The sequence below is a fragment of the Rhizobium sp. BK275 genome (assembly GCF_014193555.1).
In the GTDB taxonomy this organism is placed as follows: domain Bacteria; phylum Pseudomonadota; class Alphaproteobacteria; order Rhizobiales; family Rhizobiaceae; genus Rhizobium.
In genome coordinates, this window is record NZ_JACHZL010000006.1 from 49,240 (window position 1) to 72,810 (window position 23,571).

General features: G+C 61.1%; 25 protein-coding genes. 11 read left to right on the top strand and 14 right to left on the bottom strand.

What is annotated here, in order from left to right:
- The first annotated feature begins 31 nt into the window (after positions 1-31).
- Entirely contained in the window at positions 32-2,656 is a 2,625-nt protein-coding gene (locus FHT82_RS19180; RefSeq protein WP_183734289.1) for a TIGR02302 family protein, read from the top strand.
- A 57-nt stretch (positions 2,657-2,713) separates the two neighbouring features.
- On the opposite strand, the gene FHT82_RS19185 is transcribed toward FHT82_RS19180, so the two are convergent.
- The 3 genes from FHT82_RS19185 to FHT82_RS19195 all read right to left on the bottom strand — a co-directional run bounded on the left by FHT82_RS19185 (position 2,714) and on the right by FHT82_RS19195 (position 4,510).
- A complete protein-coding gene (locus FHT82_RS19185; protein ID WP_112545534.1) occupies positions 2,714-3,073 on the bottom strand; it encodes a response regulator in 360 nt (119 codons plus the stop codon).
- A 119-nt stretch (positions 3,074-3,192) separates the two neighbouring features.
- Positions 3,193-3,735, bottom strand: a complete 543-nt coding sequence (gene hpt / locus FHT82_RS19190) for a hypoxanthine phosphoribosyltransferase (RefSeq protein WP_007825075.1) — start codon at positions 3,733-3,735, stop codon at positions 3,193-3,195.
- A 112-nt stretch (positions 3,736-3,847) separates the two neighbouring features.
- Positions 3,848-4,510 carry a hypothetical protein gene (locus tag FHT82_RS19195; protein WP_183734290.1) on the bottom strand — a complete coding sequence of 221 codons (663 nt, stop codon included), beginning with the start codon at positions 4,508-4,510 and terminating at the stop codon, positions 3,848-3,850.
- Between the two features lie 205 nt (positions 4,511-4,715).
- On the opposite strand from FHT82_RS19195, the gene ftsE reads away from it, so the two are divergent.
- The 4 genes from ftsE to FHT82_RS19215 all read left to right on the top strand — a co-directional run bounded on the left by ftsE (position 4,716) and on the right by FHT82_RS19215 (position 8,158).
- The gene (ftsE, locus tag FHT82_RS19200) at positions 4,716-5,375 is read left to right on the top strand and encodes a cell division ATP-binding protein FtsE (protein WP_007825071.1); all 660 of its coding nucleotides are present in this window, start codon (positions 4,716-4,718) and stop codon (positions 5,373-5,375) included.
- Positions 5,368-6,387, top strand: a complete 1,020-nt coding sequence (locus tag FHT82_RS19205; protein ID WP_183734291.1) for an ABC transporter permease — start codon at positions 5,368-5,370, stop codon at positions 6,385-6,387. The genes ftsE and FHT82_RS19205 overlap by 8 nt, the downstream gene beginning before the upstream one ends.
- 66 nt (positions 6,388-6,453) lie before the next feature.
- The gene (locus FHT82_RS19210; RefSeq protein ID WP_183734292.1) at positions 6,454-7,167 is read left to right on the top strand and encodes a YdcF family protein; all 714 of its coding nucleotides are present in this window, start codon (positions 6,454-6,456) and stop codon (positions 7,165-7,167) included.
- A gap of 193 nt (positions 7,168-7,360) precedes the next feature.
- Positions 7,361-8,158, top strand: a complete 798-nt coding sequence (locus tag FHT82_RS19215; RefSeq protein ID WP_183734293.1) for a 1-acyl-sn-glycerol-3-phosphate acyltransferase — start codon at positions 7,361-7,363, stop codon at positions 8,156-8,158.
- Here the strand turns inward: FHT82_RS19215 and FHT82_RS19220 are convergent.
- On the bottom strand, positions 8,155-8,688 hold the full coding sequence (locus FHT82_RS19220; protein WP_183734294.1) for a gamma-glutamylcyclotransferase: 534 nt from the start codon (positions 8,686-8,688) through the stop codon (positions 8,155-8,157). The two genes, FHT82_RS19215 and FHT82_RS19220, sit on opposite strands and share 4 nt — an antisense overlap.
- 50 nt (positions 8,689-8,738) lie before the next feature.
- Between FHT82_RS19220 and FHT82_RS19225 the strand changes: the two genes are divergently transcribed.
- Entirely contained in the window at positions 8,739-9,755 is a 1,017-nt protein-coding gene (locus FHT82_RS19225) for a DUF2125 domain-containing protein (protein WP_183734295.1), read from the top strand.
- On the opposite strand, the gene FHT82_RS19230 is transcribed toward FHT82_RS19225, so the two are convergent.
- The 4 genes from FHT82_RS19230 to FHT82_RS19245 all read right to left on the bottom strand — a co-directional run bounded on the left by FHT82_RS19230 (position 9,752) and on the right by FHT82_RS19245 (position 13,363).
- Complete coding sequence (locus tag FHT82_RS19230; RefSeq protein WP_183734296.1) at positions 9,752-10,171, bottom strand: GNAT family N-acetyltransferase; 420 nt, start codon at positions 10,169-10,171, stop codon at positions 9,752-9,754. The two genes, FHT82_RS19225 and FHT82_RS19230, sit on opposite strands and share 4 nt — an antisense overlap.
- A gap of 2 nt (positions 10,172-10,173) precedes the next feature.
- Positions 10,174-11,100 (bottom strand): prephenate/arogenate dehydrogenase family protein, encoded by a 927-nt coding sequence (locus FHT82_RS19235; protein ID WP_183734297.1) that lies wholly within the window; start codon positions 11,098-11,100, stop codon positions 10,174-10,176.
- Positions 11,097-12,194, bottom strand: a complete 1,098-nt coding sequence (gene hisC / locus FHT82_RS19240) for a histidinol-phosphate transaminase (protein WP_183734298.1) — start codon at positions 12,192-12,194, stop codon at positions 11,097-11,099. Before hisC ends, FHT82_RS19235 begins: the two co-directional genes overlap by 4 nt.
- A 392-nt stretch (positions 12,195-12,586) precedes the next feature.
- A complete protein-coding gene (locus FHT82_RS19245) occupies positions 12,587-13,363 on the bottom strand; it encodes a class I SAM-dependent methyltransferase (RefSeq protein ID WP_113299095.1) in 777 nt (258 codons plus the stop codon).
- A gap of 54 nt (positions 13,364-13,417) precedes the next feature.
- Between FHT82_RS19245 and gloB the strand changes: the two genes are divergently transcribed.
- Together gloB and FHT82_RS19255 are read left to right on the top strand one after the other, a co-directional pair.
- Positions 13,418-14,188, top strand: coding sequence for a hydroxyacylglutathione hydrolase (gene gloB, locus FHT82_RS19250; RefSeq protein WP_183734299.1), 771 nt, complete (start codon positions 13,418-13,420; stop codon positions 14,186-14,188).
- A gap of 3 nt (positions 14,189-14,191) precedes the next feature.
- On the top strand, positions 14,192-14,629 hold the full coding sequence (locus tag FHT82_RS19255; protein ID WP_183734300.1) for a cupin domain-containing protein: 438 nt from the start codon (positions 14,192-14,194) through the stop codon (positions 14,627-14,629).
- Here FHT82_RS19255 and FHT82_RS19260 read toward each other — a convergent pair.
- Both FHT82_RS19260 and FHT82_RS19265 read right to left on the bottom strand, forming a co-directional pair.
- Positions 14,626-15,519 carry an EamA family transporter gene (locus tag FHT82_RS19260; protein ID WP_183734301.1) on the bottom strand — a complete coding sequence of 298 codons (894 nt, stop codon included), beginning with the start codon at positions 15,517-15,519 and terminating at the stop codon, positions 14,626-14,628. The two genes, FHT82_RS19255 and FHT82_RS19260, sit on opposite strands and share 4 nt — an antisense overlap.
- Before the next feature lie 33 nt (positions 15,520-15,552).
- Entirely contained in the window at positions 15,553-16,335 is a 783-nt protein-coding gene (locus tag FHT82_RS19265) for a DUF3108 domain-containing protein (RefSeq protein ID WP_183734302.1), read from the bottom strand.
- A 241-nt stretch (positions 16,336-16,576) separates the two neighbouring features.
- On the opposite strand from FHT82_RS19265, the gene rpmB reads away from it, so the two are divergent.
- The 3 genes from rpmB to FHT82_RS19280 all read left to right on the top strand — a co-directional run bounded on the left by rpmB (position 16,577) and on the right by FHT82_RS19280 (position 18,778).
- Positions 16,577-16,873, top strand: a complete 297-nt coding sequence (gene rpmB, locus FHT82_RS19270) for a 50S ribosomal protein L28 (RefSeq protein ID WP_183734303.1) — start codon at positions 16,577-16,579, stop codon at positions 16,871-16,873.
- Positions 16,874-17,007: 134 nt separating this feature from the next.
- Complete coding sequence (locus FHT82_RS19275; protein WP_183734304.1) at positions 17,008-17,643, top strand: VUT family protein; 636 nt, start codon at positions 17,008-17,010, stop codon at positions 17,641-17,643.
- Between the two features lie 374 nt (positions 17,644-18,017).
- A protein-coding gene (locus tag FHT82_RS19280; protein WP_183734305.1) for an IS5 family transposase occupies positions 18,018-18,778 on the top strand; the annotation gives its coding sequence in 2 pieces (ribosomal slippage) (positions 18,018-18,357 and positions 18,357-18,778; 762 coding nt in all).
- Between the two features lie 47 nt (positions 18,779-18,825).
- Here the strand turns inward: FHT82_RS19280 and FHT82_RS19285 are convergent.
- From FHT82_RS19285 to cobS, 4 genes are all read right to left on the bottom strand, one after another.
- Positions 18,826-19,380 (bottom strand): AAA family ATPase, encoded by a 555-nt coding sequence (locus FHT82_RS19285; protein WP_183734643.1) that lies wholly within the window; start codon positions 19,378-19,380, stop codon positions 18,826-18,828.
- 73 nt (positions 19,381-19,453) lie between these two features.
- On the bottom strand, positions 19,454-20,452 hold the full coding sequence (locus FHT82_RS19290; RefSeq protein ID WP_183734306.1) for an esterase-like activity of phytase family protein: 999 nt from the start codon (positions 20,450-20,452) through the stop codon (positions 19,454-19,456).
- 23 nt (positions 20,453-20,475) lie between these two features.
- Positions 20,476-22,377 (bottom strand): cobaltochelatase subunit CobT, encoded by a 1,902-nt coding sequence (gene cobT / locus FHT82_RS19295; protein WP_183734307.1) that lies wholly within the window; start codon positions 22,375-22,377, stop codon positions 20,476-20,478.
- A 12-nt stretch (positions 22,378-22,389) separates the two neighbouring features.
- A complete protein-coding gene (gene cobS / locus FHT82_RS19300) occupies positions 22,390-23,382 on the bottom strand; it encodes a cobaltochelatase subunit CobS (RefSeq protein ID WP_183734644.1) in 993 nt (330 codons plus the stop codon).
- Positions 23,383-23,571: the final 189 nt, after the last annotated feature.

The window sequence follows — 23,571 nt, forward strand, 5'->3', positions numbered from 1 at the left end:
TCCTGAACGCCAGATCGCGGAGACCGGATTGATGACAAGCCCCGCAAGGCAGAAGAAGAAAGGCGCATTCGCGCTCCAACCCTCTCTGGCACGGCTGGTGGCGGCAAAACGTTTCCTGGCCCGGATCGTGCTTTTCGCCGAGCAGATCCTTCCGCTGCTGATGCCGGCTGTCTGCGTCATCGCGATCTATCTCTCCGTCTCCTGGTTCGGCTTTTTCCGCATTGTGCCGGACTGGCTGCGCATCCTTCTCCTGACTGCCTTTGCTGTTGGTTTCCTCGCTTCGCTGCTGCCAGCGCGTTTTCTTCGCTGGCCACGGGTGAGCGAGGCTGACCGCATGCTGGAAGAGCGCAACGGCCTGCCACATCAGCCCGTCATGGTGCAGGAGGATGAGCCGGCTTTCGATACGCCCTTCTCACGCGCCTTGTGGCGCGAACACCAGACGCGCATGGCGCGGAAGATCGCAACGCTGGACGCCGGCCTGCCGCGGCCCGATATCGCCAGGTACGACCGCTTCGCGCTGCGTGCCATTCCGGCGTTACTCGTCGTCACGGCCTTCGGCTACTCGCTGTCGATCAACGGCGGCTCGGTCGCCGACGCATTTCAGCCTGCACCCGCGCAGGTAACGAGCAATCCGGCCGTGCGTATCGACGCGTGGGTGACCCCGCCCGCCTATACCGGCCGGCCGCCGATCTACCTGACGGCAGATGGCAGCGAACAGGCGGCGATCGGCGTTCCGCAGTTCTCCAGCCTCACGGTGCGTGTCAGCGGCGGCCAGTCGACCGAGAAGGTCATCTTCAGGAAGGCCAACGGCGAAAGCCAGGAAATCGCCGTTCAGGAAGACACCCGGCCACAGCAGCCGACTGCAGAACAGGCCTCAGGTGCAGCCACAGCGCCCCAGTTGATGGCGCAGACGCATATCATGAAGCTTGACGAGAATGGCTCGCTGCAGGCGAACGGCCGCACCTGGAGTTTCGACGTGCTGCCCGACAAGGCGCCGGAAATCGCCTTTGACGGCATGCCACGCCGCGCCGTCAACGGTGCGCTGGAAATCGGCTTCACGGTGAAGGACGATTACGGCGTGCAGGAAGCCCGTGCCGAAATCGTGCCGGTCGAATCCGATCCGGTCGCAACGCCGCTCTATCCGCTGCCGGAATTCCGGCTGGACATTCCCCGCCGCAATGCGCGGGACGGCAAAGGCCTGACGAGCAAGAACCTGACCGAACATCCGCTCGCCGGCAAACGCGTGCGTATCACCCTCGTCGCCAAGGATGCCGCCGGGCAGACGGGTCGCAGCCCGCCCTATGAGATGGTCATGCCCTCGCGGCCCTTCAGCGAGCCGCTCGCTGCCGCCGTTGCCGAAGAACGCCAGACCTTTGCCCTCGACACCCGCAAGATGCCGGAAGCGATCGCGTTGAACGAAGCTCTGACGATCCGGCCCGAGGAGACAATCCCGAACACGACCCACTATCTGCTGATCGAATCAGCACTTGCGCGCATGAAGCTCGCCAAGGGTGAAGAACAGCTCAAGGATACGGCCCAATATCTCTGGGACATCGCCCTCGGCATCGAGGACGGTGACCTTTCGCTTGCCGAACGGCGGCTGCGTGACGCCCAGCAGAACCTTGCCGATGCGCTGAACCGCAATGCGCCTGATGCCGAGATCAAGAAGCTGATGGACGAGCTTCGCAAGGCGATGCAGGACTATATGAACGAGCTGGCCCAGCGCCTGCAGAACATGCCGATGCAGCCCAACCAGAATGCCCAGAATTTCCTGCGCCAGCAGGATCTGCAGCGCATGATGGACCAGATCGAAAACCTGGCCCGGTCAGGCAATCGAGATGCTGCCCAGCAGATGCTCTCCGACCTGCAGCGACTGATGAACAACCTGCAGACGGCCCGCCCGCAGCGCGGCCAGCAGCAGGAAAACAGCCAGCTGACGCAGCAGATGGACAAACTCGGCCAGATCCTGCGCGACCAGCAGAAGCTGATGGAGCAAACTTTCCGCCTCGACCAGCAGCTCCGCGACCGCATGCAGCGTGGCGATCCCAACATGGACGACATGATGCCGGGCGAGGAAGACCAGCAGCAACAGCAGCAGGGCCAACAGGAACAGCAGGGCCAGCAGCCCGGCGACCAGATGACGGCGGAGCAACTGCGCGAAGCGTTAAAGCAGCTCCGCGCCCAGCAGGATGCGCTCGGTAAACGGTTGCAGGAACTGCAGAAGAGCCTTGGCGATATGGGCATGAAGCCGGGCGAAGGTTTCGGTCAGGCACAGCGCGAGATGGAAGGTGCCGGCCGCGACCTCGGCCAGGGCAATGGCAGCAGCGCCCTGGAAGGGCAGGGCCGGGCTCTCGAAGCCTTGCGCAAGGGCGCTCGTGACATGATGAGCCAGATGATGCAGGCACAGCAGGGCCAGCAAGGGCAGCAGGGTCCGAACGGTCAACTCGGCCAGGGCAACCAGAACGGCCGCGATCCGCTCGGCCGCCCACGTCAGACCGATCTCGGGCCGGATATGAACAATGATGTGAAGATACCCGATGAGATCGATGTTCAGCGCGCCCGCGAGATTCTGGACGCTATCCGCGAAAAACTCGGCAACAATCCAACCCAGGCGATCGAGCGACAATATCTCGAGCGGCTGCTGGATATTCAGTAATGCTGGGAGAATGCGCGGCTATTGGCGTGCCGTGAGGCACGCCCGCGTCACAAAATGTCAGGCCACAAGCGCCCGCGCCACGGCTTTGCGGATGTCCGGCAGGGCGAAGGGTTTCGGCACGACATCGATGATCTTTTCGGCGAGGTCGTCGGCCCGTTCGCGCTGTTCGGCATAGCCGGTCATCAGCAGAATTTTCAACGCCGGAAAGGCGTCCTTCGCCTGATGCGCAAGTTCGATGCCGTCCATGACCGGCATACGGATATCGGAAAGCAGCAGGTCGTAACTGCCGCCCTTCAGCTTTTCCAGCCCTTCCGCCCCATCGGCGGCTTCATCGGTCTCATGACCGTCAAGGCGTAGTGCCCGGGCTACGAAAGTACGAAGGGAATCCTCGTCTTCCGTGATCAGAATTTTTGCCATCTGTGCATTGCTCCGTCGTCATGCCCCGCAACGGAGATCGCATGCGGTTCCCTAGCGATCGGTAAACGCGCCAAGCCGATCGACGGGATGGTTAACAAGCCGTCTTAGAGCAGGACGCCTTAAGCGTCACCGGTAACCACGCCGACGAAGGGCAGTTCGCGGAAGGCGTAGGCGACATCCATGCCGTAGCCGACGACGAAATAGTCGGGGCACTCGAAGCCCACATAGTCCGCCTCCAGCTCCTCCTTGCGCTTGACCCGCTTGTCGAGCAGTACGGCGATGGTGACGTTGCGTGCCCCGCGCTCGTAGAGCAGTTCCTTGGCAAACCGCAGCGTGCGGCCGGATTCGAGGATGTCGTCGATGAGCAGGACGTCGCGGTCCTTAACGTCGCTGTCGATGTCCTTGACGATACGCACGCCCTGCGAAACCGTACCCGCGCCGTAGCTTGAGAGCGTGATGAATTCGACCTCGGGAGCAAGGCCCGTATCGTGCAGGGCGCGCAGCAGGTCGGCCGCAAAAATGAACGAGCCCTTGAGCACGGCAATAACCAGGAGGTCCTTTGTCGGGCCGGCGGCGATATCCTGCGCCATGGAATGATTGCGCTCGGCGATCTGCTCGGCGGTGAAGAGCGGCTCGATGTTTTTTCCGCGCACGACAGGCATAAAGGCTTGCTCCACAAAAAAGAAGGGTAAGCCGTTAGCACATTAATTCCGGCGAAACACCCCGAAAGGACAGGTTTTTCCTGCCGATCAACCCAAAAACGCCTCTCGGCGCTCAAGGCATGAAGGAAAGCCGGACCTCAGGCACCTTGCCCCCGGCATGCTGCACGCGAGCGGAAAAGCCGCGGCTTTGGCCGGCGTAGATGGCATCCGTCGGCGGCGTAATGACGATGCTCGCCGTCAGCCGCTCGTCGGCGACGAGATCGGCGCGGATCGGCTGCACCGATTGCGTGACGCCGCTGTCATTCTCGATGATGCCGTTGATGAGCAGGATGCGCATACCATTGGCATCGCGCGGCGTGATCGTGACATGCGAGAAATGAAGGGTCGTTGTGGTGGAAGCCTCGCCCCGCGAAAGGCCGGAGAACCCGCCGGCAAGACCGAAGACCAGAACGAAGAGTGAAATCACCAGCGCCACAAAACCGCGCGCCGACGCGCGCTGCAGCCAGATCTCCATCCCACGCAGGATCGCGGCAGCAGCAAGCAGGACTGGCGGTTCGGTGTTGAGCGGGGCGCTGCGACGGCGATTATCGTTATGGGTCGTATCGTGGGCACCGGCAGACGCGCCTTGCGGCCGCGCCTTACCGACGACAATGAATTCGGCATCGGCAACGTCACCCCTACACGGCATGCGACGGGGCCGCCGGATAGCCGGTTCCGGCGGCAGAAAATCATAGGCTAGGCCGGCGGCCTGTCGTCTGAAGGAGGATGCTTCCATGGTGGCGACCTCTCGGATGTCCACATGGTTTCGCTGCCCAAGACAATCTTGGCATTGAAACGAATCCAGCCCAGTCGTAAATTTCAATGGTTAATGCTTCGCAAAGATCGCCATCAAACGGGCGTCTTTCCGGCAAAATTTACCGGCTGTTAACGGTGTTGGTTAACAAGTCATGCGGTGAAACCACGAAAGACTGAGCTGCCCGTTGATCCACTTCGAGAATGTCGGTTTGCGATATGGTATGGGACCGGAAATCCTCCGGGACCTGACCTTCGACATCCCGAAAAAGTCCTTCCAGTTTCTGACCGGCCCGTCCGGTGCCGGAAAGACCACGCTGCTGCGCCTGCTCTTCATGTCGCTGCAGCCGACTCGCGGCCTGATCCGCATGTTCGGACGCGACATATCCGAGATCCCCCGGCCGGAGTTGCCGCTGCTGCGCCGCCGCGTCGGCATCGTCTTTCAGGATTTTCGTCTTCTCGACCATCTGACGACCTATGAGAACGTCGCCCTGCCGCTTCGCGTGCGCGGCAAGGATGAAAGCACCTACAAGACCGACGTGCTGGAGCTTTTGAAATGGGTCGGGCTCGGCGAGCGCATCAACGTACTGCCGCCCGTACTCTCAGGCGGCGAGAAGCAGCGCGCTGCAATCGCCCGCGCATTGATGGACCGGCCGGAAGTGCTGCTTGCCGACGAGCCGACCGGCAATGTCGATCCGCCGATGGCCAAGCGCCTGCTAAACCTCTTCATGGAACTCAACCGCCTGGGCACCGCAGTGGTGATCGCCACCCACGATCTCTCGCTGATGGACCAGGTGGAAGCCCGCCGCATGATCCTTTCGGAAGGGCATCTCGACATTTATGACTAAGACGCCCACCAGGACCCGCGCAAAGACGCCCGCCGCTGCCCCTGTCCAGCCCAAGCGGCCGGAGATGCGCGTGCGCCCGACAGCACCGATCCTGCCTCCGTCAAACATTCAGGGCAATGCGCTGACGGTGGTGATCGCCATCATGGCCTTCCTCGCCTGCCTGACGCTCGGCGGCGTCAGCATGGTCCGCTCGACCGCGGCAAGCTGGGAAAGCCAGATCTCCAGGGAGATCACCATCCAGATCAAACCTGACGACAACCTGGACATGGAAAAGGCTCTCGTTCAGGCCCGCGATATCGCGCTGACCTTCGTCGGCACCAAGAGCGGCCAGATCGTTGACGAGGCCGCCACCGCACGCCTTCTCGAGCCCTGGCTCGGCAGCGGGCTGGATATCAAGGAACTACCCGTACCGCGCCTCGTCATCATCACCATCGACGAGAGCCATCCGCCGGATTTCGCGGCAATGCGCGACCTGCTGAAAGAGAGCATTCCGCAGGCTTTTCTCGACGACCACCGCACCTGGGTCGACAGGTTGGTTGCGATGGCCCGCACCACGGTCATGATCGGTACCGGCGTCCTGCTGCTGGTTTTCACTGCCATGGTGCTGACGGTGGTCTTCGCCACGCGGGGCGTACTCTCGGGCAACCGTCACATCGTCGAAGTGCTGCATTTCGTCGGCGCCGAGAGCTCGTTCGTCGCAACGGAATTCCAGAAGCATTTTCTGAAGATCAGCCTCAAGGGCTCGGCGATCGGCAGCGCCCTGGCCGCCCTCTTTTTCGCAGGCGCCGGCTTACTGCAGAGCAGGACGATCGCCACACCCGAGACAGATCAGGCAACGGCCCTCTTCGGTACCTTTTCGGTCGGGGCGCTCGGCTATCTCGGCATCTTCGCGACGATGATCGTGATCGCACTGCTGACAACCGTGACCGCACGGCTCACCGTCATGCGCACGATCTATGAAATCGATACATTGCGCTCCGATCCGACGCGCGCGGACGGTATAGCGAATTAGCGCCGCCATGCCGTTTTGCCATGAAAGCGTCTGTTCCGCGCCGCAATCAGCGTATAATCACGACTCATGACGATGGGCCATACGACACGCAATCCGATTCGCCCGGACCCGGAGCTTGAAGGCCCCGCAAGTGTCCCGCCACGGCGTGGCCCAATCCGCCGCATCTTGCGCTGGATGGGCTTTTCCTGCGTGTTGATCGCTGCGCTGATCTTCGGCGGCTTTTTGCGCTTTGCAGATTCGGTAACGACCCTGAAGCCACCTGCCGAGCCACGGGCGGACGCGATCATCGTGCTGACCGGCGGCTACCAGCGCATCGATCAGGCCGTCGAACTCCTGCAGGAGGGCGCCGGCAAGCGGCTGCTGATATCGGGCGCGCATCCTTCCACCACGCCAACGCAGATCCGCAAGATGACTCAAGGCTCTGCTGATCTCTTCTCCTGCTGCGTCGATATCGGTTACGACGCGCTCGATACGATCGGCAATGCCGAGGAGGCATCGAACTGGATTCACGCCAAGGGCTACAGGAGCATTCTGGTCGTCACCAACAACTACCACATGCCGCGCACTCTCGCCGAGCTTTCCTATGTCGATCCCGACATTCAATTCATCCCCTATCCTGTCGTCAATTCCGATCTGAAGACGCGCGATTGGTTCACCGATCCGAACGCCTTGCGCGTCATGCTGGCCGAATACGCCAAGCTGCTGCTGGCCGGAGCGCGCAACATCGTCGGCCTGCGCCATACCGGCCTGCGTTCCGCCAACCTGACCGGCCAGAGCTGAGGCTTTTATACGCTACAGCATCGGCCTGAAAATCGGAATCGATTTTCAGAAAGCCTGATGCGTAGATTCAAAGAGTTAGAGCGTCCTTTGTGCGTCCGAATGGACGCACGGCGCTCTAGCGGCAATCAGACGCTTTTTATGACGGGCAATATCGTGTAGGCCGGTCGGCGTGACCGTGCCTCGGGAAAATTTCATGATCGCCCTGCGTTCCGTTCTGTTCAACACGATCTTCTACGCCAACCTCATCATCAGGATGATCGTGCTCTCCCCCTTCTACTTCATCGCGCCGCGCAAGCTCGCCTACAGCGTTCCCAAAAACTGGGCGCGCTCGAACCACTGGCTGATGCGGGTGATCGTCGGCACTACCTTCGAGATCGAGGGTCTGGAGAACCTGCCTGACGGCAGCTACATCATTTCCCCGAAGCATCAGTCCTTTTGGGACACTTATGCACTGCTGCCCAACCTCAAGGACCCGGTCTATATTCTCAAGCGCGAGCTGATGTGGATCCCGCTTTTCGGCTGGTACGCCAAGAGGCAGCGCATGATCCCGGTGGACCGCGGTGCGCGCGGCAAAGTGATGGTGGAAGTGCTGAAGCGCACCAAGCAGGAGCTCGCCACCGGCCGCCAGCTAATCATCTATCCCGAGGGCACACGCCGCCCACCGGGTGCCGAGCCAGTCTACAAATACGGCATCGCCCGTATGTATCGCGACCTGCAGCTCCCAGTCGTGCCCATCGTCATGCATCCCGGCCTGTTCTGGCCGCGCCGCAGCGCCATGCGTTATCCCGGTCATTTCAAAGTGCGGATTCTACCGCCCATCATGCCCGGCATGGACCCCGACGCCTTCTTCGCCCATCTGATCGACGTGACGGAAAGCGCCAGCGATCAGCTTCTGATCGACACGGTGGAGCGCAATCCGCATGTTCCACTGCCGCCGACCGCCGTGGAGCGGCTGGCTGAACTGCGCAAAGAGAAGGCCGCGACTGCCTAAGCTGTCGCGCGTAGTCGTGTGACTTCCTCGACCACTTGCTCCAGCCACCGGTCGCGAATACCCATCTCCTTCAGATGGGAAAGCGTATTGAAGACATAGGCATCGTTCGGGCCGGACTGGCCGACCGAGACATCGACGACCCGCGCGGCGGCAAGCGCATCCAGCGCACCGGCATATTGCTCGTGGGCGCGGTCGACCACATAGGCGACCGCCCGCGCAGTGCGGCCATCCGAAAGCTGCAGCGGCAGATGCCGTTCCAGATAGACATTGGTGACGAGTTCGCGGGCGCGCAGATAGTCGATCACCTCGTCCCACTTGTCCGACGCGACACGGAAAGCCATGCCACGACAGGCTCCGCCTCTGTCGAGACCGAGGACGAGACCGGGATTTTCACGATTGCCGCGATGGACGAAGGAACGAACGCAAAGCGAGCGCCGGTAGCCATGAATCAGGGCCTGCGACCGCTCGACGAATTCGAAGCCCGGATTCCACATCAACGAGCCGTAGCCAAATACCCAAAATTCGTCCATATCGCACGCCAGATCAAAATCAGATTTCGCTCTCACCATTGGAGAACATCATGGCAGCGTCAAGCCAATCCGGCAGCGGCCAATATAGCAGCGGCAGGAAATTCTGGTTGCTGGGCGGCGCCATTCTTTTGGTGATCGCTCTCTATACAGGTGGCTGGTTCTACGCCGCCTCCGCGCTGAAACAGACGGTGCTGACCGCCATCGCCCCCCGCGCCGATACCGGCGTCAGCGGTGAATGCTCCGATATCGAATTCCGCGGCTTCCCCTTCCGCATCGGGCTCTTCTGCTCGAAGGTGGATGTCGACGACAATGTCAACGGCATCTCCGCCACCTTCGGTGCGCTCCGCTCCGCCGCCCAGGTCTACGCCCCTGGCCACATCGTCTGGGAACTTGACGCACCGGCTGAAATCCGCACCGCGCAGGGCCTGACGGTCAATGCCCAATGGGACAATCTGCAATCGAGCCTCACGACGAAGGCGCAGGGCATCGACCGCACCTCCACCGTCATCGGCGGGCTGAAGGCCGTGGCTGTCTCCTCCTTTACCGGGCAGACTGTCAATTTCGATGCCGCCCGCACCGAGATCCACCTGCGGCAGAACGGAGCGGATCTCGACGGCGCGATCTCGGTCGAAAACGCCGATGCTGTGGTCAAGGACTGGCCGCAGGTCTTCCCGAAATTCTCCGCGAGCGCCGACCTGACGCTGACGGGCAAGGCCGGAATGATCGATGGCACCGACAAACAGGGTATTCACGGTTCTCAGGGCGAGCTTCGCCGTATCGTCGCCGACATCGGCGACGGCAAGGTGATGACCATCTCCGGCCCCTTCGCTTTCGACGAAAACGGCTTCCTTTCCGGCAAGTTCAAGCTGGAGATCGAACAGCTCGGCCCCTGGGGTGAAAGCATCAAACAAACCTTCCCTGACATGGCCTCGACCGTCGATACGGCGACGAAGCTCCTGAAGGCGCTTGCCGGTGGTGGCGACAAGGTTTCCGTCGATCTGGTCGTCGATCACGGCAATGCAACTGTGAGCGGCTTCATTCCGCTCGGCAAGATCCCGCCGGTTTAATCGAGCTTCTTGAGAAAGAAGACTTCCGGCACCGTCTGGATGCCGGGCAGTTCGATCGATCCGGTTTCAGAAAAACCGTTGCGGCGATGCCAATCGTGCGGACGGCTTTCATCGCACTCGCTCGAGGTCATCAAAAGACGCGCACCGCTCTCGCGCATATCCGTTTCCCAGGCGAGAAACAGCGCCGTGCCGACACCGCATCGGCGATGACCATCCAGCACTCGGATCATTTCCATATAGGGGATCCTGCCCCAGAAGCGGGAGAAGCGCAGGAAGCCGACAATCTCACCTTGCTCGCGGGCAACAAGATATTCGCCGAGATCGATGCAACGCGAAATCCAGGCCTCGCCGACATGGCTGTCTTCGCGAAGCAGCCATTCCTTGTCCGTCTGGCCAGGCTTCGCAATCTCCACCATGACTATTTCTTTTCCAGCGGGTGGGGGCGGCCGAAGTCCGGCGCATCCACGTCCTGGCCGGCCTGGACGATCGAACGGCGGATGGCACGGGTGCGGGTGAAGAGTTCGAAAATCTTGTCGCCCTCGCCCCAGCGGATCGCCCGCTGCAGATAGGCGAGATCTTCCGAAAAACGCGCCAGCATTTCCAGGATCGCATCTCGGTTATGCAGGCAGACGTCACGCCACATGGTCGGATCGGATGCGGCCAGACGCGTGAAGTCGCGGAAACCGGAGGCGGAATATTTGATGACTTCCGATTCCGTCACGGTCTCCAGATCGTCGGCCGTACCGACAATATTGTAGGCTATGAGATGCGGCAGGTGCGAGACGATCGCGAGCACCTTGTCGTGATGCTGGGCGTCCATTTCGTCGACTCGGGAGCCGAGCGCTTCCCAGAAACTGCGCAGCGTCTTCAGCGCGGTCGGGTCGGTTCCTTCGAGCGGCGTCAGGATGCACCAGCGCTCCTGGAACAGGCCGGGGAAACCCGCATCCGGGCCGGACTTTTCCGTACCCGCGATTGGATGGCCGGCAATGAAATGCACATGGCTGGGCATGTGCGGCTGCATCTGGGCAATCACGGAAGCCTTGGTCGAACCGACGTCGGTGACGATCGCACCCGGTTTCAGATTGCCGGCGATCTCTTTCGCCACACTTTCGGAAGCGCCGACCGGCACCGACACGATGACGAGATCGGCATCCTTAACCGCTTCCTCCGACGAGGTCGTATAGCGATCGCCAAGCGCCAGTTCTTCGGCACGCTTCAGCGTCTCCGCGCTGCGCGTCGCGACGACCACCTCATTGGCTAGGCCCAGTCGCTTGATGTCATGAGCAAGCGAAGAGCCGATCAGGCCGATACCGATCAGGGTGATGCGATTGAACTGCACTGTCATGCCTTACGTCCCATGAATTCGCCAAGCGCCTCGATGACGCCGCGATTGGCTTCTTCCGGACCGATGCTCATGCGCAGCGAGTTCGGAAAGCCGTAGCCGCGCACTGCGCGCAGGATATAGCCGCGGCTCGTCAGGAACTCATCGGCATCCGCCGCCCGCTTGCCGTCGACATCGGGGAAATGGATGAGAACGAAGTTGGTGACCGATGGCGTGACCTTCAGACCGATGGCCTCGAATGCGCTCGTCAGCTTTTCGATCCACATCTGGTTGAAGGAAACGGCCTCCTGAACGAAAGACTGGTCGCGAATCGCCGCGGCACCCGCAGCGATTGCCGGCGCATTCATATTGAACGGCCCGCGCACACGATTCAGCGCATCGATAATCTCGGCCGGCGCATACATCCAGCCGACACGCAGCGCCGCAAGGCCATAAACCTTGGAGAAGGTGCGTGTCATGACGACATTGGCGTTTGACGAGACGACCTCGATGCCGGCTTCGTAGTCATTGCGGCGAACATATTCCGCATAGGCTGCATCGAGCACGAGGATGACATGCTTCGGCAGGCCGGCCTGCAGGCGGCGGATCTCGCTGACGGGAATATAGGTGCCTGTTGGATTGCCGGGATTGGCTATGAAGACGATCTTCGTCTTGCCCGTCACCGCAGCAAGGATCGCATCGACATCGACCGTATGGTCCTTTTCCTTGGCCACGACAGGCGTCGCACCCGCGCCCATGATCTGGATCTTGTAGACGAGAAAGCCATGCTCGGTGATGATGCCTTCGTCGCCGGCGCCGAGATAGACGTGGCAGAGCAGCCCGAGCAGCTCGTCGGAGCCGTTGCCGCACAGGATGTTTGCCGGGTTGAGGCCGTGCACTGAAGCGATCGCCTCGCGCAGCTCGTGCGCCTGACCGTCGGGGTAACGTTCGAGATTACCTGCGGCCGCCTTGAATGCTTCGATCGCCTTGGGGCTGGCGCCGAGCGGCGTCTCGTTGGAGGAGAGCTTGTAGACGCGGGCGACACCCGGCGCATGCTCCTTGCCCGGCACATAGGCAGCGATATCCAGAATACCGGGACGCGGAACGGGCTTGCTCATCTCAACGCTCATGGATCGACCTTGGAAATTGCCGGAAAGCCGGCGAAAGACTTGAGTGCAATTAAAGCGGAATGGCTATTTTGTCGAGGGCTGCAGCGCCTAGAGCATTTCCTGGTCAGATTGCAGCATTCTGCCGGAGCAGGTTTTCGTCAGGGCAGAAGCGATTGGCGAAGGGCATACCTCCAGGTACGTCCGAGCCGATCGCTTCTGATCCTGGCGGAAAGATGCCCGGCCCTAGCTGGTTTGCAAGCAAACCACCGGGGTTGGCTGAAACGGGCCGCCTGATCGACCGGCCGGCTTGGCCGTAGATTTGGGCTACGACGCGCGCCAGCCGGTCGACCATCCGACTCCGTTTGAGCCAACAGAATGCTGCAATCTGACCAGGAAATGCTCTAGCGGCTGCGCGTGGTCGGCACGCCATGCGGCGCAAGGACCGGCACAAAAACGCGGCGTGAAGCACGCGCGGCAACAGGAAGGCCCTGATAGAGCCGTTTTTGCGCCTCGACGATGATGACGCCCGAAAAAGCCGGCCAGAGCGTGCGGCCGATCCGCTCGAAGCCGCGGCGCAGGCGCAGCACCGCGCGCAGTTTCGATGGCGGGAAGAACAGCGCCTCGGCCGTGGCGCCTGGCGTGAAATTGGTCTCGCGCAGCAGATGGGTCAGCTGACCGCGCGAATAGGGCCGGCCCGAACCGAAGGGCGTATGCTCCATGCGCGCCCAGACACCACGACGGTTCGGCACGACGATGACGAGCCGTCCACCCGGCGCCAGCACCCGCCAGAGCTCCTTCAGCGTCTCGCGCGGGCTTTCGGCAAATTCCAGCGAATGCACCATCAGCACCCGGTCGATAGAGGAATCCGGCAGCGGCAATTCCTCGTCGAAGATCAATGCGGTGGAGGAAAGCGAGCCGACAGGCCAGTTCACTGCCCCTTGCCCCGCCGGCATGAAAGCGAAGGTGCGTTCCGTATCGGCCTGGAACCGGTCGAGAAAGGGCACGGAGTAACCAATGCCCACAAGCCGCTCCTGCGGCAGGCGCACCCAGAGCGACGACAGCGCCATGGCAATCGACTGCTCGGCCATGTGTCCGAGCTCGGAATGATAGAATTGGCGAAGGTCGACGATATCGGCGTGCATTATCCCAAATGTTATCAGTGACCGGTTGGACTTCAAGGCCGGAACCTCTACATTCCCGGTCAGTTCAAGGGATAAGGGATTATTTGAGCAATGAAACCTTTGGAATTAGAAGTTTTTCTCTGCCGCAGCGACAATTTCGGCGTTCTCGTCCATGACCCGGAAACCGGGCAGACCGCCTCGATCGACGCGCCTGATGCGGCAGCCGTGGAAGCCGCTGCCGTGCGCCGCGGCTGGAACATCACCCATATCTTCACGACCCATCACCATATCGACCATGTGGAAGGCAATCTGGCGCTGAAGGAACAATACGGCCTGGAGATCATCGGCCCGGTCAACGAAGCAGTGGCGATCCCCGGCCTCGACAAGACGATGAGTGATGGCGACAGCTTCCTCTTCGGCGACCACACGGTCAACGTCATCGAAACGCCCGGCCACACGGCGGGCCACATCTGCTACCACTTTGTCGACGACAAGCTGCTCTTTGCTGCCGATACGCTTTTTGCGCTCGGCTGTGGCCGCCTGTTCGAACGCCCAGCCGCCGACATGTGGCACTCGCTGCAGAAGCTTGCCGTTCTTCCGGATGAGACCACCGTCTATTTCGGCCACGAATATACGCTCTCCAACGCCCGTTTTGCGGTCACCATCGACCCGGATAACGAGCGCCTGAAAAGCCGCGCAGCGGAAATCGAGGCATTGCGCGCCGAAGGCAAGTTCACCATTCCGACGACGCTGGCGTTCGAAAAAGAAACCAATCCCTTCCTGCGCGCGGCCGATCCGGCCATCCGCCGCAACCTGCTGATGGAAGGCAAGACCAATGAAGAGGTCTTCGCCGAGATCCGCAAGCGCAAGGACAATTTCTAGAGCATGGCTGACAAAGACCTTACCCCTGAGGACATCATCCGCGAGCTCGGCATGCAACCCCATCCCGAAGGCGGCTGGTATGTGCAGACCTTTCGCGACGAGCATGGCGGCGAGCGCGGCCATTCGACGGCGATCTATTATCTGCTGGCGAAGGGCCAGCGCTCGCACTGGCACCGCGTGCACGACGCCGCAGAAGCCTGGCACTATTATGCCGGCGCGCCTTTGGCGCTGCATCGTTCCGAAGACGGCAGCCACAGCGAAACGCTGAAACTCGGCACCGATATTGCTGGCGGCGAGCGGCCGCAGGCGATCATCCCCGCCAACTGGTGGCAATCGGCCGAAACCCTGGGCGACTATACGCTGGTCGGCTGCACGGTGGCGCCCGGCTTCGAATTCTCCAAATTCGAGATGGCGCCGCCTGACTGGAAACCCGGCGCTTAAGCTTGTTCCGCCACCGGCTGCATCTGCGGCTTGCGGCGGAACATTTCTTGCGCTGCCAGCACCGCGCCGCCGGTAATCAGCAGGCAGGCAAGCACAATACGCCAACTGGGCTCGGCAATGCCGAAGACGGTCAGGATCAGCGTTGAAAGCAGTGGCGCGGCATAGCTTGCAGCGCCAAGGATCTGAATATCGCCGTTCTTGACCCCGTAATCCCAGGCATAAAAGGCTGCACCGACGGGAAAAAGGCCAAGGCCGACGACGGCAATCCATTCAAAGCCCGTCTCCGGCCAGACGGTTGTCTCAAGACCCAAATGGCAGATCAGCGAAAGCGCTGACGTCGCAAGGCAGAAGCCGGTGACGACATCGGTCGAAACGGCATCGAAACGCCGCGTCAGCAGCGAATAACCGGACCATGTGAAGGCGCAGAGGAAGGCCGCGCCATAGCCGACGGCATAGGCGCCGTCGAAATCGATGCCATTACGCCCGACGATCAGGAAGGTGCCGCAAAGACCTGCCAGAGCGCCGACGATGTGATACCAGCGCAGCCTTTCGCCCGGCAGCAGCGCCGAACCAACCACGATCAGCAGCGGCCAGAGATAGGCAATCAACCCCGCCTCGACTGCCGGCGCATTCCTGAGCGCCGTGAAATAGAGGAAATGATAGCCGAACAGGCCGGCAATGCCCGTGATCCAGACCTTTGCCGGCTGCCTCAGAAGGGCGATGCGCGACGGGTTGAGGATGAGCACGAGAATGCCGGGAATGCTGCCGATGGCAAAGCAGATGGCCGAAAGCTGGAACGGCGGCATCTTGCCGGAGGCGGCCGTAAAGAGAGCCAGGAACGACCACATGAGAATGGCCGCAAAACCGATCAACGTTGCCCGAAGCTTCACCCGTCCCCCTCGCGGAGACTTCCGAAGGCTCCGTCAGCTATTCACGCGGCCGTACTTCACAGCCGTGATCGTCACCGTCCCGTATTCCGTGGGAATGCGGACGTAGACCGGAGCATATACATTTGCCGCCTGCGCCTTGGCAAACCAGATTTCCATGCGGTTGCTCTTGCTGAGGTAGACGAGATCCTTGCGTCCCTTCTTGTAGCCGGAGCGCGGAATGAAGCGCACGCCGCAGACGGTCGCCTTGCCCTTGAACCCATCGGTCGAGAAATCTTCATCGCCCTTCGGCGAAAGCACAAGGTCCATTCGCGTCTCACCGTCGAAGATCGGCAGCTTCTGTGAACAGACATCGGTATCGCCGGTGAAGATGAGGCCCGAGATCGGGTCGAGCACGGCGCGCATATCGCCCTGCGTTACCGGAATCCATTCCTTCGGCCGGCGCGGCTCCGGTGTGGTGGTGGCCGAAACGATATTGCCGTTGCGGTAGCTGACCTCGTAGGTGCGAACCTTTTTGCCGGTCTTGTAATAGAGGACATATTTTGCCGCCTGCAGCCGGTCATTGCGTACCATCCCGGTAACGCTGGTCTTGGCCAGGATATCGGTGACGAGATCGGCAAGCCCGGCCGATTTGATGTCGCCGTCGATTTTGTAGCTGTGATCGTCTTCGATCTTGGTGAGAAAGGCCGCCCGCGCGATCGTCAGGCCGGCAAGGGCTACCCTGTACTCCGTACGGTGCTGTACTTCGCTCGCACCGGCCGGCAGGGCCAGAAGCGCCGCAAATGCCGAAACTAAAATCCGTCTGCCCAGATGAGCCATGGTGAGAGCCTTGTCCTGCCGGGCCGCTTGCGCCCTTGCACTACGGTCTATACTCCTGCCGCATTGCGAAGAAAACAGCAGCTTTTTGACAGAATTGCGGGAAAGGCCAAGGTTTGGCTTGACGCGCGCGACCGGTCTGACTATAGAACCGCAACTTTCCAATCATGGCCTGTTGGATTGCGCGGCCGGTTGTTGCCGGATTGTCATCCAATGGCCCGAGAAAAACAAGAATAGGTGTTCCATGTCCCGCATGTGCGAATTGACCGGCAAGGCAGTCCTGACTGGTAACAATGTCAGCCATGCCAACAACAAGACCAAGCGCCGGTTCCTCCCGAACCTGTGCCAGGTTACGCTGATCTCCGACGCGCTCGGCCAGCGTTACCGTCTTCGCGTTTCGGCTGCTGCTCTTCGTTCCGTCGAGCATCGTGGCGGCCTCGATGCCTTCCTGCTGAAGGCAAACGAAGGCGAACTTTCGATGCGCGCTCGTCTGCTGCGTCGCCAGATCGTCAAGAAGACTGCTGAAGTGGCTGCTGCCTAAGCTCGGCCTCAGTCTTCCAAACGCTTCGAAAGGCTTGCACGGATAATACCGGACGAGCCTTTTTCTTTGTCAGGCTGGCCCTAGTCCCAGCCCGAAATCTCACTCGAACTGGTGGCATCACCCAGGATAAAAAAATGCTGAAGACCCGCTATACGTTTGCCTATGTCGCCCTGATGACGCTCGTCGTCGTCGCCTCCAACTTCCTCGTCCAGTTTCCGCTGAACGCAGAGATCGCCGGCATCAATCTCGCCGACATTCTCACCTGGGGCGCCTTCTCCTATCCGATCGCCTTCCTGATCACCGACCTGACGAACCGCCAGTTCGGCCCTCAGGCTGCGCGCAAGGTGGTGTTCGCCGGCTTTGTCGTTGGTGTCGCGCTTTCTTTCTTCACCGCGGTGCCGCGTATCGCGATCGCCTCCGGCTCGGCCTATCTCGCAGGCCAGCTTCTCGATATCGCTGTCTTCAATCGCCTGCGCCGTCAGGCCTGGTGGCGCGCACCGCTCGTCGGCTCTCTGATCGGCTCGGCGCTGGATACGGTGATGTTCTTCTCGCTGTCCTTCGCCGCCTTCTTCGTCTTCCTCGGCCCGAACGAGCCCTTCGCACTGGAAAATGCGCCGATCTTCGGCGTCCTCTCCACCGAAGCCCCGCGCTGGATCTCCTGGGCGCTCGGCGATTTCGCGGTAAAGATGCTTGTCGGCCTGGTGATGCTGATGCCCTATGGCGCGCTCATGAATGTGCTCCGCCCAATGCAATCCGCTCCGGCGCGGTAAACACCGTCCGCATCCGCCCTCGGATCGGAATCTTCGCATTCCCCACCTTTGCTTCTCGCCTTGGATGGAGATCATTTCTGGTCGAGCGACCCAGGAAAACGCTCAGACCATGAATGTTGGGCGGGCTGGCTGCAGACCTTGCTGCAGCCAGCCCGCACCAACCCAATGGCGATGCCAACCGCAGATCTCACGACGACTACAGCATCGGCCCGAAAATCGGAATCGATAACGAGCTCTCCGACAGGCCGTTTTCGGAAAGCCTGATGCGTAAATTCAAAGAGTTAGAGCGTCCCTAGGTCGTGGTGACGATTTAACGGATTGAGATTCCCAAGAGGTGGCAAATCAGATTCAACACTGACTTTTGGAGGTCAGTGATGGATTGCGATGCGCTTCGGGACGATCAATGGGAACGTATCAAAGGTTTTGTGCCCGGAGGCACGAAGGGCAAGCGTGGCCCGCGCACGAACAACCGGCTGTTTCTGGACGCGCTGCTATGGATGGCCCGTTCGGGCGGCCGCTGGCGAGACCTGCCAGAACGACTGGGCGACTACCGCGCCGTAAAACGGCGCTATTACCGCTGGATCGAGATGGGCGTGCTCGACGAGATGCTTGCCGTGCTTGCCCGCGAAGCTGATTTGGAATGGTTGATGATCGATTCGACTATCGTGCGCGCCCATCAGCATGCGGCCGGGGCGCGCAGGGCTAAAGGGGGGCGGATGCCCAGGGCTTGGGTCGGTCTCGAGGCGGGCTGAGCACCAAAATCCATGCTGCCGGCGATGCGCTCGGCCTGCCGCTTCGCCTCATAGGCACGGCGGGACAGCGCAACGACATCACAGCCGCCCATGATCTCGTCGACGGTCTCCACGCCGATGCCCTGCTGGCCGATAAGGGCTCTGATGCTGGGCATCTCATTGAGAAGCTGGAGAAAACGGGAACCGAAATCGTCATCCCGCCCAAACGGGATCGCAAAACCCAGCGAGCTTACGACACCGCACTTTACAAGGAGCGCAACCGCATCGAGCGCTTCTTCAACAAGCTCAAACAGTTCCGTCGCGTGGCAACCCGCTATGACAAGTTGCTCGCAAACTTCATGGGCTTCGTCAAACTCGCCGCTATCGCCATATGGCTCAAATAGTTAAATCGTCACCGCTGCCTAGTGCATCCGAATGGACGCACGGTGCTCTAAGGACGCCCTGCAATGATCGCCGGGTGGCTCAGCACCTCCGCAACGAGTTCTCCGACAGGCCGTGATGAATCGAGCCGCAAGATCGGCCTTGTCACCGTCTTCAGCCACTCCTCATGCGCAATGAGACTGCGACGTTCCGGTCCCGCCGTATCGTAGCTCTCTGCCCATTCCATGAATTCGCGGCTTTTCACCGCCATGTCACCACCAGGCCTGATCCTGTCGCCGTAACGCTCCTCCTCGCGCTTACGGATGCGCTCCATACGCACGATGGGATCGATCATCAGAAAGACCACCAGATCGTAAAGCGGCTCGAATTCCATGCCCCATTTCATCGCCGAGCCGGAAAGCACCCAGCCTACATGGGGCAACGCTTCCTGCCTGAGCATCGCGATACGCGCCCCAACCTCGCGCTGCGTCGTGAAAGGCGGATCGGTCGGCATCCAGAAGAAATGATCGGTATCGAGATGACGGATGCCGAGCAGCTCGGCCAGCACCAGGCCAAGCGTGGTCGTACCGGAGCCCGACGCTCCCGTGATGTGGATGTGCATGATACGCTCTCAAAAAGCTGGTGTCGAAAGGGACGGTCCACATAGCGCAGAGTTATGACAGCCGTTCGACGGCCGCTCAATCGATGAGCCGGAATTCCAACATCAGATTGCGCTGCAGGATGGAGTGATTGTCGTCAGACACCAGGATGACATGCGTCGTGCCATCGGCTGCCTGGAAGGCATCGAGCCCTTCCATATTGTCGATATTATAATTGAAGTTGCCCTCGACGAGCAACTCGCCGTTCACGATGGCGCCGGGCTTGATGTCTGCTCCCTTGATGCGGCGAATGCGCATGCCGATACCTTCGGCCATGTTGAAGCGCCGCTCCAGAAGCAGCAGGTCGCCACCCGGCAGAAAGGCACCGTCAGTCACATCGAAACTGCCATCCTTCTCGACCGTGAACTGCCCCTTCAGCGGCCCGCCCAGAATAGCCGCAAGCCGGTTGCCATCTTCGTCGAGACTGCGCTCCGCCACGATTACGGGCGCGCCTTTCAGCGGGCTCGAGGCGGGAGCCACCACAACGGCTTCAATCCCGCGGTTTGCCCGCATCTCGTCGCGGGGAATGAGGATGCCGATCGTCGACAGGGATCGCGAGTCGAGAAAACCGGGGTTCGGATAGACATCGACGCGATGGTCCTGCTCAAAGGAGACGAGAATCCGGTCGCCATCCAACGCGAGGCCTTCCGCATCCATGTGGCCCTTGCCCTCATAGGTCCGGCCGACGCGATCCCGCATCGGCGTGATCTCTACGCCCGAAAGGCCCGACAGCCTGCCCTTGGCGTCGCGTTCGATGCTGCCGGTCAGCCAGTGCCCGGTATCGAGAACGCCGAGGAAACCCTTGCCGTCAGGCCGCATGCGGATGGAGGAAAGCGAGCCGAAGAGCGAATTGCTCGACACCATCTCCAGCCCGCCGATAAATTCCAAAGGGCCGAAGCGGGTTTCGTTACGGCCGATGTGGAAATCCGAAATCTGACGGCTGATGATCTTTGCGGGCTCGCCCGCATGAGCGCCAGACAATCCTGTCGCGAGGCCAAGGACGACTAGGGCCGCGCGAGACAGATTTCCAAACGCCATGCGCAAGTTTCCCCGAGACTGTATCAGCCTGCACGGCGCAGGCGACCACCGCGCGGCTGTGCGGCATGATCCTCGAACAGTTCGGCAAGCTGTTCGGTCATGGCGCCGGCAAGCTCGTCCGCATCGACGATCGTCACGGCGCGGCGATAGTAACGCGTTACGTCATGGCCGATGCCGATTGCCAGAAGCTCGACCGGGGAACGCGTCTCGATCTGTTCGATCACGGCGCGCAGGTGCCGCTCCAGATAATTGCCCGGATTGACCGAAAGCGTGGAATCGTCGACCGGCGCACCATCCGAAATCATCATTAGGATACGACGCTGCTCACGGCGGGCAAGCAGGCGGTTATGCGCCCAGATCAGTGCCTCGCCGTCGATATTTTCCTTGAGCAGGCCTTCGCGCATCATCAGGCCGAGATTGGGCCGTACACGCCGCCACGGGGCATCGGCCGACTTGTAGATGATGTGGCGCAGGTCGTTGAGCCGGCCCGGCGTCTGCGGCTTGCCATTCGCAAGCCAGTTTTCGCGTGCCTGACCGCCCTTCCACGCCTTGGTCGTGAAGCCGAGGATCTCGACCTTGACGCCACAGCGCTCCAGCGTGCGCGCCAGGATATCGGCACAGGTCGCGGCAACCGTGATCGGCCGGCCGCGCATGGAGCCGGAATTATCGATCAGCAGGGTCACGACCGTATCACGGAACTGCGTATCGCGCTCCATCTTGAAGGAGAGCGGTTGCGTCGGATCGATGATGATGCGCTGCAGGCGGGCCGTATCGAGATAGCCTTCCTCGAGATCGAAATCCCAGGAACGGTTCTGCTGCGCCATCAGCTTGCGTTGCAGGCGGTTGGCGAGACGGCCGACCGCACCCTGAAGATGCGCCAGCTGCTTGTCGAGGAAAGCGCGCAGGCGTTCCAGTTCGGCGGCATCGCACAGCTCTTCGGCCGTGATGATCTCGTCGAATTCCTCCGTATAGATGTGGTAATCGACCTTTTCGTTGAAATCGGCAAACGGTGTGTTCGGACGGCGGGTCTCGCCCGGCGTCTCGGAATCGTCGTCGCCTTCTTCCATCATGTCGTCGTCGGAGATCTCAGCGCCTTCGGTCTCGCCGTCCTCCATCTGCTCGTCGGCGACTTCGCTGTCCTCGACGGGGGCCGCATCGCTGCCGGCATCCTCGTCGATCTCGTCCTCGTTCTGCTCGTCGCCCGTCGGCTGATCGTCCTCGTTGGACTGATCGTCGGAGTCCGGATCGCTGTCGTCATCGCCATATTCCTCGGCCATTTCCATGGCCGAGAGCATATTGCGGATGACCTTCGAGAAGGCCTGCTGGTCGTTGATGACGCCGGAGAGATTGTCGAGCTCGCTGCCAGCCTTTTCCTGGATAAAGGAACGCCAGAGATCGAGCACCTTGCCGGCGGAAGCAGGCGGCTTCTGGCCGGTGAGCTTCTCGCGCACCATCATGGCGACAGCCTCACCGATCGGCGCGTCTTCCTGCCGTTCGATGCCGGTGAAATTCGCCTTGGCGTATTTCTCCTCGGTCATGGAGCGCAGGTTCGCGGCCATGCCCTCCATGCGCAACGCGCCGATCGATTCCACGCGTGCCTGCTCGACGGCGTCGAAGATCACGCGGGCATCCGATCCCTGTGGCGCCATGGTGGAATGCACCTTCTCGTCATGGCAGGCGATGCGGAGCGCCATGGAATCGCCAAGGCCGCGGGTAACCGCCAGCTCATGCGCCGTCGGACGCTTGGAAAGCTCCGGCAGGCGGATTCGCTCACCCGTCATGCCCGGACGCTCGTTGGCGAAAGTAACCTCCACCTCGGCATCACCAGCGATAGCGCGCACGGAACCGGTTATTGCCCGGCGCAACGGTTCGACATCAACGGGCGCACCGGGCTTTGCTTTCGAATTGTCTCCGCGAGCTGCCATGATCGACTGGCCTCAAGCCCCCAGCACGATGTTGGCAGCGCTTTCCTTCAACTCCACGCCGAAGGCGCGCTGATAGTGCTCGGCCACCAGCGGACGCTCCAGTTCGTCGCACTTGTTGAGGAAAGTGACGCGGAAGGCGAAGGCGATATCGCCGAAGATCTCCGCATTCTCGGCCCAGGTGATGACGGTACGCGGGCTCATGACGGTCGAGAGATCACCGTTCATGAACGAAGCGCGCGTCAGATCGGCAACGCGGACCATCTTGGAAACCGTATCGCGGCCTTCCTTGTTCTTGCCGAAGCTCTTCACCTTGGCGGCGATGATATTCACTTCGTGATCATGCGGCAGATAATTCAGCGTCGAGACGATCGACCAGCGGTCCATCTGCGCCTGGTTGATCTGCTGCGTGCCGTGATAGAGGCCGGTCGTATCGCCGAGGCCGATCGTGTTGGCGGTCGCAAACAGGCGGAAGGCCGGGTGAGGACGGATGACGCGGCTCTGGTCGAGCAGCGTCAGGCGGCCGGACGATTCCAGCACGCGCTGGATGACGAACATCACATCCGGGCGGCCGGCGTCGTATTCGTCGAAGACGAGCGCGACGTTGTGCTGGTAGGCCCAGGGCAGAATCCCATCCTTGAATTCGGTGACCTGCAGCCCGTCCTTGACGACGATCGCATCCTTGCCGACGAGATCGATACGGCTGACATGGCTGTCGAGGTTGATGCGCACGCACGGCCAGTTGAGGCGGGCGGCGACCTGCTCGATATGCGAAGACTTGCCCGTGCCATGGTAGCCGGAGATCATCACGCGTCGGTTATGGGCGAAACCCGCAAGGATCGCGAGCGTCGTCTCGCGGTCGAAGAGATAATCGGTGTCGAGATCCGGAACATAGGCGTCGCCCTTGCTGTAGGCGGGAACGCGGATGTCGGAATCGATGCCGAAGACCTCCCGGACCGAAACGGTGGTGTCGGGCAATTCGGAAATATCAAGGTCAATCTTGCTCATCATGTCTCCAAGGCGGGTGACGGCCACCCGGCCACACTATCTCAGCCATTGCGCAACCATGGTGCCGCAGTCTTTGGTCCGCGTTCTTCCAGGGTCGGAACGTCGGCGATACTTCTCCGGGACTGAAACGAAACCTCGGCGGGATAATGACCGCTGGCGAGCATTCTTGAAAGAGTCCCAGACAAGAAA